General features: G+C 51.3%; 10 protein-coding genes. 1 reads left to right on the plus strand and 9 read right to left on the minus strand.

Features of this window, described 5'->3' with window-relative positions; translation table 11 throughout:
- The first annotated feature begins 479 nt into the window (after positions 1–479).
- A complete protein-coding gene (locus NO559_RS16465; protein ID WP_258332972.1) occupies positions 480–1,463 on the plus strand; it encodes an integron integrase in 984 nt (327 codons plus the stop codon).
- A 65-nt stretch (positions 1,464–1,528) separates the two neighbouring features.
- Here NO559_RS16465 and acs read toward each other — a convergent pair whose 3' ends face one another.
- From acs to NO559_RS16510, 9 genes are all read right to left on the minus strand, one after another.
- Positions 1,529–3,466: an acetate--CoA ligase gene (gene acs, locus NO559_RS16470; protein ID WP_258332973.1), complete on the minus strand. Its 1,938-nt coding sequence runs from the start codon at positions 3,464–3,466 to the stop codon at positions 1,529–1,531.
- Between the two features lie 196 nt (positions 3,467–3,662).
- On the minus strand, positions 3,663–4,547 hold the full coding sequence (panC, locus tag NO559_RS16475; protein ID WP_258332974.1) for a pantoate--beta-alanine ligase: 885 nt from the start codon (positions 4,545–4,547) through the stop codon (positions 3,663–3,665).
- Positions 4,548–4,857: 310 nt separating this feature from the next.
- Positions 4,858–5,652, minus strand: a complete 795-nt coding sequence (gene panB, locus NO559_RS16480; protein WP_258332975.1) for a 3-methyl-2-oxobutanoate hydroxymethyltransferase — start codon at positions 5,650–5,652, stop codon at positions 4,858–4,860.
- Between the two features lie 15 nt (positions 5,653–5,667).
- Positions 5,668–6,348, minus strand: a complete 681-nt coding sequence (locus NO559_RS16485) for a deoxynucleoside kinase (protein WP_258332976.1) — start codon at positions 6,346–6,348, stop codon at positions 5,668–5,670.
- A 19-nt stretch (positions 6,349–6,367) separates the two neighbouring features.
- The gene (gene folK / locus NO559_RS16490; protein WP_258332977.1) at positions 6,368–6,859 is read right to left on the minus strand and encodes a 2-amino-4-hydroxy-6-hydroxymethyldihydropteridine diphosphokinase; all 492 of its coding nucleotides are present in this window, start codon (positions 6,857–6,859) and stop codon (positions 6,368–6,370) included.
- Between the two features lie 12 nt (positions 6,860–6,871).
- Positions 6,872–8,248, minus strand: coding sequence for a polynucleotide adenylyltransferase PcnB (pcnB, locus tag NO559_RS16495; RefSeq protein WP_258332978.1), 1,377 nt, complete (start codon positions 8,246–8,248; stop codon positions 6,872–6,874).
- A gap of 866 nt (positions 8,249–9,114) precedes the next feature.
- Complete coding sequence (locus NO559_RS16500; RefSeq protein ID WP_258332979.1) at positions 9,115–10,572, minus strand: sigma-54 dependent transcriptional regulator; 1,458 nt, start codon at positions 10,570–10,572, stop codon at positions 9,115–9,117.
- Between the two features lie 104 nt (positions 10,573–10,676).
- Positions 10,677–13,637 carry an ATP-binding protein gene (locus NO559_RS16505; RefSeq protein ID WP_258332980.1) on the minus strand — a complete coding sequence of 987 codons (2,961 nt, stop codon included), beginning with the start codon at positions 13,635–13,637 and terminating at the stop codon, positions 10,677–10,679.
- Complete coding sequence (locus NO559_RS16510) at positions 13,627–13,803, minus strand: hypothetical protein (RefSeq protein ID WP_258332981.1); 177 nt, start codon at positions 13,801–13,803, stop codon at positions 13,627–13,629. The genes NO559_RS16505 and NO559_RS16510 overlap by 11 nt, the downstream gene beginning before the upstream one ends.
- Positions 13,804–13,871: the final 68 nt, after the last annotated feature.

Consider the following 13,871-nt stretch of genomic DNA (forward strand, 5'->3'; position numbering starts at 1 on the left):
TCATTCTTGAATGCGGTGAATAAATGCTGTATTTTTTTGTTCGACATATCCATATGCCTTTGTTTAAATTCAATAGTCATCCCGTGACTTAAATTACGCACTCCACCGCGAAGCGGTTATGTACAACAGCTTATTAAGTGGAATAGATCAACATATACCCATTCCACGATGGTTTTAATTATTTTAACCAGTATCCACGTTTATCCTTCAATATCAACAGGATAGAAGCTGTACTATTTACATTTTTGGAAATAAGTTGATCGCTGCGACATATTTACATGCGGGTTATTTCCCAACCGCGGGCAGCCATGGATTATAAGTCGCTGATTTATAAGGTTAAAAAGCTCCCTTAAACAGACGGCTTGTAAGAATGTTGATCGATTCCACTGTTTTACGGCTTTTTTGTTAAGCCCACGTTGCGGGCTGGGTTATTGTGGTTATAATTACTGCTGATTATACATACAGCATAGAGGTGTCTCATGGACGATATACCCATCCCAGTCGATCCGAATTCTCCGGGTTTTTTAGATCAGCTCAGGTTATTTATCCGCGCTCAAAATAAGTCATATGCTACCGAGAAGGGTTACATAGGCTGGTGCTGGCGTTTTATTTGTTTTCATAATAAGCGCAGCCCTAGAGATATGGGGGCGGCTGAAATAGAGGCATTTTTATCTCATCTAGCCGTGCACAAAAATGTTGCCATTAGCACGCAAAAAACTGCGCTTAATGCCTTGATGTTTTTGTTTAACCAGTTTCTAAAAAAAGACGTTAAAGATTTGGTGTTTAATTATGCCAAGCTGCCTAGAAATATTCCTGTTGTATTTACCCATGCCGAGGCCTGTGCAGTGATTGGCGGTTTGCCAGCGCCTTATCGTTTGATGGCCAGCTTGATGTACGGCAGTGGTTTGCGAGTGTCGGAGTGTGTTCGTTTGCGGGTGCAGGATTTTGATTTTGGCATGAATAATTTAATGATTAGAAACGGTAAAGGTAATAAAAGCCGTATCACCGTGCTACCTGAAACACTGATTTCGGATATCCGTGCGCAAATTGATTTGGTTAAAGCGCAGCATGCGTTGGACTTAAAGCAAGGGTTCGGGGAAGTTTATATGCCTCATGCTTTAGCTAGAAAATATCCTTCTGGTGCTAGGCATCTTACTTGGCAATATGTTTTTCCAGCTTTTCATCGGGCGAAGGACCCTAGGAGTGATGTGATGCGCAGGCATCATGTCATGATATCGACGGTTCAAGGGAGGGTTGCTCAAGCGATACGTGAGGCTAATATTTTAAAGAAGTCAGGCTGCCATACGTTTCGACATAGTTTTGCGACTCGTTTATTAATGAAAGGTTATGATATACGCACTATCCAAGAGTTATTAGGGCATAGTGATATACGGACTACCGAAATCTACTTGCATGTGGTGCGTAAAGGTGGGCGAGGGGTGATTAGCCCTATAGATGAGTGATGCAGATAGACTGTTCAAAAAAACGGCAGCAGCCTCTAAGGCTACTGCCGTTTTTTACAGCAGGTTTATTGATTCAAACGATTAGCCATTAACTCATCCACCACCGAAGGGTCGGCTAAGGTAGAGGTGTCGCCTAGGCTGTCGACTTCGTTGGCGGCTAGCTTGCGTAAAATACGGCGCATAATTTTGCCGCTGCGGGTTTTGGGTAGGCCCGGCGCCCATTGGATTAAATCGGGTTTGGCGATGGGGCCTATCTCTTTCACGCACAAGTCGATAAATTCTTGTTTCAGCGCATCGCTGGGCTGTTGCCCGTTCATTAAGGTTACATAGGCGTAAATGCCCTGGCCTTTAATGTCGTGGGGGTAGCCCACTACCGCGGCTTCGGCCACGGCATCGTGCAGCACTAGGGCGCTTTCAATTTCGGCGGTGCCCATACGGTGGCCGGATACATTCAGTACATCGTCGACGCGGCCGGTAATCCAGTAGTAGCCATCTTGGTCGCGGCGGGCACCGTCACCGGTAAAGTAGTAGCCGGGGTAGGTGCTGAAATAGGTGTCTATCATGCGCTGGTGGTCGCCGTACACGCTGCGTATTTGGCTGGGCCACGAGTGTTTGATGGCGAGGTTGCCTTCGCCTGCGCCTTCTATCTCTTTGCCTTCGCTGTCTAGTAATACGGGTTGCACGCCAAAGAAGGGGCGGGTGGCCGAGCCGGGTTTTAAGGCGGTGGCACCGGGCAGGGGGGTGAGCATATGGGCGCCGGTTTCGGTTTGCCACCAGGTGTCGACGATGGGGCAGCGGCCTTCGCCCACGATGTTGTAATACCACTCCCAGGCTTCGGGGTTGATGGGTTCACCAACCGTGCCTAGTACTTTTAATGATTGCCGTGAGCTGCTGCGTACAAATTCGTCGCCAGCTCCCATTAGGGCGCGCAGGGCGGTGGGGGCGGTGTAAAAAATATTCACTTGGTGTTTGTCACACACCTGCCAAAAGCGCGAGGCATCGGGGTAGTTGGGTACACCTTCAAACATCAGGGTAATGCCGCCATTAGCCAGTGGCCCGTATAGGGTGTAGCTGTGGCCGGTGACCCAGCCCACATCGGCGGTACACCAAAAAACATCGCCGTCGTGGTAATCAAAGGCGTATTTGTGGGTCATGGCGGCTTGTAGCAGGTAGCCACCGGTGCTGTGCAGTACGCCTTTAGGCTTGCCGGTGGAGCCAGAGGTATAGAGGATAAACAGCGGGTCTTCGCTGTCCATCCACTCGGGCTCGCAGTCGGCCGAGGCCTGCTCCATCAACTCGTGGTACCACAGGTCGTGGCTTTCATCCCAGCTAATCTCACCGCCGGTGCGCGCTACGACAATGTTGCTGTGTACGTTGGGGCAATGGGCTAGGGCACTATCCACATTGTTTTTTAAGGGGATGGTTTTGCCGCCGCGTACACCTTCGTCGGCGGTCAGTACAACTTGGCAGTCGGAGTCTAAAATGCGGTCTTTTAAGGCTTCGGGTGAAAAGCCGCCAAACACTACCGAGTGCACCGCGCCTATGCGGGTACAGGCCAGCATGGCGTAGGCGGCTTCAATAATCATGGGCATGTAGATGCAGACCCGGTCGCCTTTTTTTACGCCGCGGCTTTTGAGTACGTTGGCGAGTTTGCAGACCTGCTCGTGTAATTCGTTGTAGCTAATGTTTATGTTGTCTTCGGGGTCGTCGCCTTCCCAAATAATGGCGGTTTGCTCGCCGCGTGTGGCTAGGTGGCGGTCTATGCAGTTGGCGCTTACGTTAAGTTTACCGCCGGCAAACCAGCTGGCCTCACCTTTTTTAAAATCAAATTCGCAGACGCTAGTCCAGGGTTGTTGCCAGCTTAAAAATTGTTGTGCTTGCTCGGCCCAAAAAATATCGGGGGTTGCTACCGATGCCTGGTACATGGCTAGGTATTGTTCGTTATTGATATGGGCGTTAGCGGCAAACTCGGTGGGTACAGGATGGGTTTTTGCTTCAAACATGGCGATCTCTTTACTGTTATTCGATATTTAAAGGGCTGTTTTGCAGTAGCTAAACATCATAGCCTGTGGTGAAGGCTATGTCATACCCACTAAAGGGTATGATTGCGCGATTTAAAAATGCTAGTCAGTGCGGGCTTGCGCGTAGAGTGTGGCGAGGCAAAATGATTTTGCTTGCAGCTTGCAGCTAGGCTTAAACCTAGCTGGTCGCCAGCATACCCCAGTCTTGGTTGGGGTTGAGGTTGAGGGTGACGTTATCGATTAGGCGCGGCATGCCCAGCTGGGCGGCGGCGGCAATCACGATAAGTTCGGTGTCATCGGTCACTTCTTTGAGGGTGTAAGCATCGCGTATAGAAAAGTAGTCGGGCTGAAAGCCGGCATTTTTTAGGGTTTCTATAGCGTGTTGTTCCAGCTCTAGGTAGCTGTCGTAGCCGCAGGCTATGGCTTCGCGGCAGGTTTGCAGGGTTTGATGTAGCAGCGGGGCGGTGTGGCGCTCCTCGGGTTTGAGGTGGCCGTTGCGCGAGCTTAGCGCCAGGCCGTCTTCGGCGCGGGCGGTCTCTATGCCTATGATCTCTATAGGCATGCACAGGTCTAGTACCATTTTTTTAATAATAGAGAGCTGCTGGTAATCTTTTTTGCCAAAGATGGCGGTGTCGGGCTGCACAATATTAAACAGCTTGGCTACCACGGTGGCCACACCGGTAAAGTGGCCGGGGCGGTTGGCGCCGCATAGGGTCTCTGATAATTCGGGCACTGACACTTTGGTTTGCTGGGCCATACCTTCGGGGTAGATTTCGTCAACGCTGGGGTAGAACAGGTATTGCGCGCCTTCGGCAAACAGTTTTTCTTTATCGGCGGCTAGGGTGCGGGGGTATTTGTTGAGGTCTTCCTGCACATTGAACTGCAGCGGATTCACAAAAATACTCACTACCACCACATCGGCGACTTGTTTGGCTTTGCGTACTAGTTGCAAGTGGCCTTCGTGCAGGTTGCCCATAGTGGGGACAAATGCAACACGCTTACCGGCGAGTTTCTCGCGGTTAAGTTGGCAGCGCAGCTGTTTGGTGGTAGTGCATGTTTTCATACAGTCTTGTTCTACTATGGCGTGAGCTTGGCCTTAAAAGACTTTGCTGGGGCGTTGAGCAGCACGCTGTTTACTAGAGTCCATAATGGTCACTGGCTGCCTGTTTACTGATCAGAAAGTGACTAGGCGGGCAAGTATGCCCTAATCAACTAGGTGGTTCAATCCTGTAAAGTGTAAAAAATACCGCTATTGTTACGAAAAAATACAGTGGTTTGTTACCGAAAAACTCAAAATCGGGCCATTTCCGCGATTAGCGGGGGCTGGCCCCGCTAATGCACATTGCCGCCTTAGGGCTGGTGTGCAGCGCTGCTTAGCCTGAAAACGTGTGTTCGGCACTGGGGAATTCGCCGCTTTTTACCGCAGCGTGATAGTCGCTTAGGGCCTGCTGTATGCTGTTGTTGCCCGCCATAAAGTTGCGTACAAACTTAGGGGTGTGGCTGGATAGGCCTAGCATGTCGTGTATCACCAATACTTGGGCATCGGTGTCTGCGCCTGCGCCTATACCTATAACGGGTATGCTTAGTGCCTGGCTGATTTTTTTGGCGAGGTCGGCGGGTACGCATTCCAGCACCAGTAAGCTGGCCCCGGCCTGCTCTAGTTGTTTGGCGTCGTCGATAATGGTTTGGGCCTGTTTGGGGTCGCGGCCCTGCACTTTGTAGCCCCCTAGGCTGTTAACCGATTGTGGGGTGAGGCCCAAGTGGCCGCATACCGGTATGCTGCGCTCGGTCAGAGCTTTGATGGTGCTTAGCAGCCAGGCGCCCCCTTCTACTTTGACCATGTGGGCACCGGCCTGCATTAGCGCCACCGCATTGGCTAGCGCCAGCTCGCTGCTGCTGTAGCTGCCAAAGGGCATATCGGTAACAATTAAGGGTTTGCTGCAGCCGCGGGCAACGTTGGCGGTGTGGTAGGCCATGTCGCTAACGGTTACCGGCAGCGTGCTGTTGTGGCCCTGCAGTACCATACCCAATGAGTCACCCACTAATATTACTTCTATACCGGCCTCTTCCACCAAGTGGGCAAAGCAGGCGTCGTAGCTGGTGATAACGGCAAATTTGTCACCGGCGGCTTTATGGGCTTGCAGGGTGTTAATGGTTACTGCTCTCATAATGGGCTAGCGCTCTTAAAATATGGTTGGGTTAAAGTAGTGGCGGCCGTTGCGTATGTTTAATAGATAATCCACAAATTGGGCGTAGTCACTGGGGCGGTTGATTAGGTCTATCTCTTCGGCATTGACGATGAGCAGTGGCGCATCGTCATAATAGAGGAAGAATTCGGTATAGGCCTCGTTAATAGCGGTGAGGTAGTCGCTGGAAATATTTTGCTCAAAGGCTATCCCCCTGCTTTGTATGCGGGAGGTTAGTACGTCTACCGGGGCTTGTAAATAGATCACCAGGTCGGGCCTGGGGGCCTCTATGGTGAGCTGCTGGTAGACTTTTTCGTACAGTTGAAATTCGTTTTGGTCCAGGGTGAGCTGGGCGAAGAGGCGGTCTTTTTCTATTAAAAAGTCTGACACTTGTACCGGCTCGAAGATGTCGGCCTGGCGCTGATCCTGTATTTGCTGGGCGCGCTGAAATAAAAAGAACAGCTGGGTAGCCAGTGCGGCATTTTTTTGGTTTTGATAAAAACCTTCTAAAAAGGGGTTGTCGCCTATGTTTTCTAGTAGCGCTTGGTGGTTAAAGGTTTCTGCTAGGCGCTTGGCTAAAGTGGTTTTGCCTACACCTATAGGGCCTTCCACGGCGATGTACGCAGGGGGTTGGCGATTTTTAAAATCGATGATGGATGCTTCATCGTTCAGGGTCACAGTAATACTCCCGTTTTATTTATTGTTCGCTGTCGCTAATGCGTTGTAAGCCTTCATCGCCGCACTGTGCGCGCAGGCTTTTGATGCATAAGCCGTTGGCCAGCTTAAGCTCAGGGGCTAAGTCGTACAAGGGGTATATCACAAAGTTGCGCTCGGCTATGCGTGGGTGTGGCACGCTTAAGCGGGGCTGCTCTATCACCTGCTCACCGTAGGCCAGCAGGTCCAAATCCAGGGTACGCGGCCCCCAGCGCTGTATGCGTACCCGCTGCTGCTGTTGCTCTATGGCTTGTAGCTGGTCCAGTAAAGTTAAGGGGCTGAGCTGGGTGTTGAGCATCACCGCGCCGTTTACATAATCGTCTTGTTGGCCGGGGCCTATGGCGGTGCTGCGATACCAGGGTGAGCAGGCCAGCAACTCCGTATCGGCCAGTTGCGACAGGGCTTTAACGGCGTCGTTAACTTGTTGCTGGGGGTTGGCTAAGTTGCTGCCCAGGCCTATAAAACAAAGCGTCATTGCTGCTACCCGTTAGTCAGGTCTGGGCTTGCGGGGGCGGCGACGTTTGTTGGCGGCGGGCGGGCGCAGTGACCTGGCCATTTGGTCGCGTTGGTTTTCGGGTTGGTTTTGGTAGTCGGTCCACCATTGCCCTAGGTTGCCGGTTTCTTCGCCAGCTTGTTCACGCAGTAATAAAAAGTCGTAGGCGGCTCTAAAGCGGCGGTTTTCAAACAGGCTTTGGGCGCGCTTGCCGCTGCGGCGGGGTAGTCGCAGTTGCAGATCCCAAATTTCACGCATGGGTATGCCAAAGCGTTTGGGGATGGCGGTGTGCTGCTGCTGGCGGCTGACGATTTCTTGGCTGGCCTGATGCAGGGCGGGCACTTCAGGTAAACGCTCAGCCATTAGTTCTAGGTGGCGGCGTTGCACTGCTGGCCATAGCAGGGCGGCAAAAATAAAGGCCGGGGTGACGGGCTTGCCTTGATTGATGCGCTTATCGGTGTTGCTTAGGGCGTGCTCTATCATGGCCTCGGCGTAAAGGTTGCCGCTGGCCAGGACTTCGCCGGTCTCGGGGAATAGTTGTTCAAACAGACCGTAGCGTTTGAGCTGCTGATAGGTGGCTAAGCCTTGGCCTGACATAAATAGTTTGAGGGTTTCGTCGAACAGGCGTGCTGCGGGTATGTCGCGCAGGCAGCTGGCCAGCTTGGGCATGGCGGCGGCGGTGTGTTCTTCTATATCAAAGTCCAGCTTGGCGGCAAAGCGAGCGGCGCGCAACATGCGCACAGGGTCTTCGCGGTAGCGGGTTTCGGGGTCGCCTATGATGCGTATGATCTTATGCTGTAAATCGTAGAGGCCGCCGGTGTAGTCATAAATGGCAAAGTCGGCGGTAGTGTAATAAAGAGCGTTAATGGTGAAGTCGCGGCGTATGGCGTCGTCTTCTACGGTGCCAAACACATTGTCGCGCAACAGCATGCCGCTTTCGCTTTGCACAGATTTTTTATTGCCGGGGCGGCCTTGCTCTGGCGCGGGTTTGGGGCTGTGGTTGCTGCGAAAAGTGGTGACTTCTATGACTTCGCGGCCAAAGCGCACGTGCACAATTTTAAAACGGCGGCCTATGATGCGGGCGCCGCGAAACAGTTTGACGATTTGCTCGGGAGTAGCATCAGTGGCGACATCAAAGTCTTTGGGGTGGCCGCCTAATAAAAGGTCGCGTACGCCACCGCCAACTAAGAAACCTTGGTGGCCGGCTTTGCGCAGCCCTGCTATCACATTGAGGGCCGCACGGCTGATATGCTTGCGCGAGATGCTGTGCTGGTCTCTAGGGATGATTTGCGGTGAGCCTGAACCGGGTTCGTTATGATTATTGAGCCAGCTATTGAGTTTGTTGCCAGCGCCAGAAAGCCATTTCAGCATAAGTAGAATGATCTATTGCGTATAAAGTTGTGCGAATCTGCGGTAGCCGGTGAGGGCTGGGTAGCCGATAGCGCGTTAATGGTGGGCGATGTTACCACAAATGTTTTACCAGCGTTTAGCTGTGGTGGTAGCGGGCTGGGGTGAGTGTGGTGCTGGGGTAATGATGAAGGGAAAACGCTGTTTTCCCCCATCCAGGTCTCGAATCTTATTGTTATTTAATTATTGTTATTAGTTGTCATTATTATTATTTGCGAAAAGGGATTGCAGCTATCATGCCAAAAAATAATTTATAGTTAAATCAATGGCTTAGAGTTTTGAGCTCAGTGGCTGGAATAGGCTGGCTCTTGCGGTTGTTACTAATCATTACCTATGGTGTTACGGTGCTACGCAGTGGGTAACAGTAAAAAGTGAGTGGCGTGTACGCCAAGCTGGTTTTGCTTACACAGTTGTGTGCGATGGTATTTTAGGGCTGGGTGTTGCTGACTTGAGGGTGTTTAGCGATGACGGGGAAGATTTCTCTTCCCCATCCAGGTCTCATGTTTTTATTATTATTTTATAAAGTATTTTTATTATTATTTTATTATTGTTATTGTGGCTAGGGTAATGCACTGGCCGTGCCAACTTTTAAATCTCTTTTAAATCAATGGCTTATATAAAGTTTTGAGGATGCTGACTAGAGGCGGGTGGGGCTTTGTTACCGAATGTTTCGCCGACTGTTACATTTACACGGCTTGGGTAACATAAATATTTCACTTTGCTGAATATTTATAGCTATTGGGCATACCAAAAATTTTTAATAGGAGAAAATAGTCGAAAAAGCGCTAGGCAAGCGCTTTTTTTGGTAATTTTTCACAAAATTAGTGTTGTTAGGCCTGCTTATTGGTCTTTTTTCTGGGGATGCCCAAGCGCTGGCGACGTTCCCATAGGCATTTACGGCTCACCCCTAGCTTTTTGGCCAGCTCGGTCTCGTTCATGCTGTCTTGGTGTTCTAGTACAAAGTGTTGGAAATAGTCATCTAGCGATAGGCTATCTCTGGTGGGGGGCGGGGTGCTGGCGTTGTTATTTGAGAAAGGGTTGTTGGCAAAGGGGCTGGTGGACTGTGGCGCCGCTTCAAAGTGCAGTAGGTCGTCTTTATTAAGAGGCTTGCGCAGTTGGTTAACATGCACCAGCTGAAAGTCTATGTTGAGTAACTCGTCGCCTATTTCTTCGCCTTCGGCCAAGATCACGGCACGGGCAATGACGTTTTCCAGCTCTCTGACATTACCTGGCCAGTGGTAGGTGGTAATGGCTTGCACGGCTTTAGGGGAGAGGTGCATGGGGCCTTTGTTGTGCTCTTCGCTGCAGCGGCCTAATAAGGTCTCGGCGATCTCTAAGATGTCTTTGCCACGGCTGCGCAGGGGCGGTAAGACCAGTTGCATCACATTGATGCGGTAGTACAGGTCGGGGCGGAACAGGTTTTGTTCGGCCAGCTGTTTGAGGTCCCTATGGGTGGCGCAAATCAGGCGCACATCCACTTTCATGGATTGGGTGGCGCCTATGCGGCGTATTTCGTCTTCTTGGATAAAGCGCAGCAGCCTGGCTTGCGCTTCTAGGGGTAATTCGCCTATTTCATCCAAAAACAGGGTGCCGCCATCGGCGGCTTCGATAAGGCCCATGCGGTTAGTGTGGGCACCGGTAAAGGCACCTTTTTCGTAACCAAATAGTTCGGACTCTATTAATGTTTCGGGGATGGCTGCGCAGTTAACGCAAATGATGGGTTTGTTAGCGCGGCTGCTGAGTTGGTGTATGGAGGTGGCTACTAGCTCTTTACCGGTGCCGGTTTCGCCATGTACTAAAACGGTGGTTTCGGTGGGGGCGACTTTTTTGATGTGTTCGTACAGTTCCAGCATGGGTTTGCAGCTGCCCAGCATATTGCCTAATTGCGGCTGGCCGCGGTGTTGGGTGGCGGTGGTGGTTTTGGGGTGCTTGTTGGGGCTGTGTTGGCTGATGATGTTGGCGACGGACTGCAGCATATTGTCGTGATCAAAGGGTTTGGCGATATAGTCCACGGCTCCAGACTTCATGGTATCTACCGCCGATTTCATGCTGGCGTAGCTGGTCATAATCAATACCGGGGTGTTCTCTACCTGCTTGATGAGGTCGGTGCCCGGTGCACCAGGCAGGCGCAGGTCGCTAATTATAAGGTCGAAACTGTGTTTGTTGGTGCTTTGTAAGGCTTCAGCCACGGAGCCGGCTTCGCTGATTTGGTAATTGTTGCGCTCCAGTAGGCGGCGTAGAGCGGTGCGTATTACCGCTTCATCTTCAACAATTAAAATGTGCTCCATGTGTGGCTCTCGATCTATATTGTGGTTGGAAGTGTTACTAAGGGGAACAACATACTCCTTCTGTTAGCTTTTTTAAAGTAGTAATACTACGGATTGTCACTTTTTTAACCAGTTTTAGGCTCTATAGCGGCCTGGGCCGCAGGCAGGTTAACGGTAAAGCGGCTGCCGTTTAAGCTGGGGGGGACGGGGCTTTCTACGCTAATGCTACCCTCTAAGTCTTCGACAATGCTATAAACCAGCGACAGCCCCAGGCCGGTGCCTGCGCCGGCCTCTTTGGTGGTAAAGAAGGGGTCGAAGATTTGCTCTTGTTGCTCGCTGCTAATACCGCAGCCTTGATCCGAAACGCTGATCAGTACCCGCCCTTGTTGCTGCTCGGCGCTCACCAGTACGCTGCTATTGGCAGGGCTGGCATCGCGGGCATTGCTGAGTAGGTTAACCATGATTTGCTGCAGCCGCTGGGCATCCCCCAAGGCGTACAGTTGTTCTGGGCAGTGGTTTTGAAAGTCTATGGCCTTGGCTTCTTTGTTCAGTGCCAGCAGGTGTATGGCCTCGGCGGCGCAGGTATGGATATTGACGGCTTCGTTTTGATGCTGGGGGTTGTTGCCGGCATGGGCAAAGTTGACCAGTGTTTGCACTATTTTGGAGATGCGATCGGTCTGCTGCAAAATCTCCTTAGCGGTGGCCAGGCTGTCAGGGTTTTCGGTGTCATAGCGCAGGTTTTGCGCCAGGCAGGCTATGCCGGTGACGGGGTTGCCTATTTCATGAGCTACCCCAGCGGCGAGGCGACCGATAGAGGCCAGTCGTTCGCTGTGGGTGAGTTCGTGCTCCAGTAATTGCAGGTCGGTGGCATCTTCCAGCACGATAACTTGGCCATCTTGTTCGGGGTTGGCGTGGGCGCTGGATTTATGCAGGTTGACCCAGGCTGCGCTGCCGTTGATCTCTACATACTGCTTATATAGGTGCAGCTCGGGTTGTTGGATAAAACGGCTGAGCAGTTTGCCCCAGGGGGCGGGGAGTTTGTGCAGCAGTGAGCCGGTGACGGCTTGGGTGTCTATGGTGGTGATGTTGGCGATGCTGTCATTCCACATTAAAATTTCGTGATCTTGGCTAATGGAGCATACCCCCACCGGCAAGTCCTGTAGGGTTTGCCGGTGGTAGCGTCGCAAGCTATCTAGGTCGGCGGCCAGGCCGGTGAGGTTGTGCTTGTGGCCCTCTAACTGATCTTCGATAAGGTTGAGGTCATCGCGGCTGATAAACTCATGCTCGTCGGTAGCCAGTAATTGAATAATCATTTCGTGGGCGACGGCTGGCCCCAGCAGGCTGGAGAGGTTGGCCTCTAACCTAAAGCGCAAACGCCTTAGCGCCAATGGCCGCGTTTCATACAGGGTAATGCCCAGTTCTTGCAAGGCTCTATCCACTTCCCGGCTGGCGGTGTGCAGCCCCAGAGCCGCGGCGAGTTTGTCCTTCATCTCTTGGGGGTTTTTGGTGCGCAGGCGCTGGCGGGTGGGGCGGTTTAAATCGTCGGAGGAGCAAAATTCGGCAGCGGCTATTTCTTCTGGCCGCGTGTGGGTCATTAAAGACACCGCAATAAAGGTAACAATATTACATAGCAGTGACACGATAGTGGTGGCATTCCACAGGTCGCCATAACTGTAGTTAAAATAAAAGTGGCGTATAAACTCGGGATTAAATTCGCTGACTATAGGCAGCAGCAGGGTAAAAAACCAAACGATAAAGCCCGCACACAGGCCCGCCAAAAAACCATTGCGATTCGCTTTTTGCCAATACAGTGCGGCCAGTATGCCGGGTAAAAATTGTAAGCCTGCAACCAGCGTGGCCAACGATAAGCTAGATAGTGATTCGTAGCCCACGATTAAACGGAAGAAGGCATAACCCGCCAAAATGATAGCCACCATTAATACGCGCCGAATTAACAGCAACCAGCGGTAAATATCTTTTTTATGGCTGGGTTTATAAAAGGGCAGCACCAAATGCTTTAAGCACATGGATGCCAGCGCTAAGGTGGTGACTATGATGGCGCCACTGGCTGCCGATAAACCGGCAATAAAGACCACCATGGCCAGCCAGGTTTGATTCAGCTCTATGCCTATGCCCAAGGGAAAATAGTCAGAGGGTAAAACGCTATCCAGCTTAAAGCCCGCCCATAAAATGGGCAGCACTGGTATGCTCATTAGCAGCATTAATAGCGGCATACCCCAAATAGCGGTGCGCACTACTTTGATGTTGGGGTTTTCAGCAAAAATCATATGGAATAAATGCGGCATGGCCACTACCGCCGAAAAGAAAATCAGCAGCATGGAGCGGGCCGAGTCTTCGCGCATGGGAGTGTTGAGCAGGGCAAAGGTTTGCGGGTTGTTTAATAACCATTGATCTAGGTCGGCCGGGCCATCAAAAACATAAAACAGGGCTACGCCGCCGGCGGTTAATAAGCCCAGCAGTTTAATAATCGATTCAAAGGCTATGGCGACGACTAAGCCATCGTGGCGTTCATGAGTGGTGATATGGCTGGAGCCAAAAGAAATAGTAAACGCCGAGATAATTAAACAAAACACCAAGGCCACATTGTTGTGGCGAGTTTCATTACTAAATAGTTGGGTGCTATCGGTGGATAAAATATGCAGCGAGTCGGACACCGCCTGAATTTGCATGGCCAGTAAGGGCATCACCGCCAACAGCATAAAGATGGTCATCACCGAGCCTGCCCACTGGCTGTGGTATCGAAACGTTAACACGTCGGCTAGTGAGCTGTGCATTTGGCTGCGGCAGATACGCAGCAGGGGCAGTAACATTAATGGCGCAAAAATAAAGGCGCCAGCTATGCCAAAGTAATAGGATAAAAAACCGTAGCCGTATTCATGGGCTAAACCGATTACCCCATAAATGGCAAAGGCGCTGGCAAAAACGCCCAGTGAGAGCACATAAACTATGGGGTGGCGTATGACTTTTTCGGGAATGATGCCGCGCTCGGCCATGCTGGCAATGCCAAATAATAATAGCAGGTAGGCAATACCAAACAGCGACAGCTGCCATAAATCAATGTTCATTATTTGATGTGCTCCGCTGGCCTAGGTACACAAAAATAATTAAGCCCAGCCATACAATATAAGGCCTATACCAAGCGCTTTGGGTTTCGGTAATCCATTCGTGTATGGAGGGGGTAAACACAATAAGCAGCAAAATCAGTAGCAGCAGGGCTGGGTTTATACGCATAGTGGCTTCGCTATTAAGGCGCTGACAATGGCGCTGATGGTAATAGTGGGGGCGAAATTATTATGCTT

Origin of the sequence: Dasania sp. GY-MA-18, assembly GCF_024734385.1 — a bacterium.
GTDB classification, from domain to species: Bacteria; Pseudomonadota; Gammaproteobacteria; order Pseudomonadales; family Dasaniaceae; genus Dasania; species Dasania phycosphaerae.

Excerpts from the sequence above, each read along its gene's own strand:
- NO559_RS16500 (WP_258332979.1), bottom strand. The coding sequence starts at position 10,572 with ATGGAGCACATTTTAATTGTTGAAGATGAAGCGGTAATACGCACCGCT.
- pcnB (WP_258332978.1), bottom strand. The coding sequence starts at position 8,248 with ATGCTGAAATGGCTTTCTGGCGCTGGCAACAAACTCAATAGCTGGCTC.
- acs (WP_258332973.1), bottom strand. The coding sequence starts at position 3,466 with ATGTTTGAAGCAAAAACCCATCCTGTACCCACCGAGTTTGCCGCTAAC.
- NO559_RS16510 (WP_258332981.1), bottom strand. The coding sequence starts at position 13,803 with ATGCGTATAAACCCAGCCCTGCTGCTACTGATTTTGCTGCTTATTGTG.
- NO559_RS16465 (WP_258332972.1), top strand. The coding sequence starts at position 480 with ATGGACGATATACCCATCCCAGTCGATCCGAATTCTCCGGGTTTTTTA.
- panB (WP_258332975.1), bottom strand. The coding sequence starts at position 5,652 with ATGAGAGCAGTAACCATTAACACCCTGCAAGCCCATAAAGCCGCCGGT.
- NO559_RS16505 (WP_258332980.1), bottom strand. The coding sequence starts at position 13,637 with ATGAACATTGATTTATGGCAGCTGTCGCTGTTTGGTATTGCCTACCTG.
- panC (WP_258332974.1), bottom strand. The coding sequence starts at position 4,547 with ATGAAAACATGCACTACCACCAAACAGCTGCGCTGCCAACTTAACCGC.
- folK (WP_258332977.1), bottom strand. The coding sequence starts at position 6,859 with ATGACGCTTTGTTTTATAGGCCTGGGCAGCAACTTAGCCAACCCCCAG.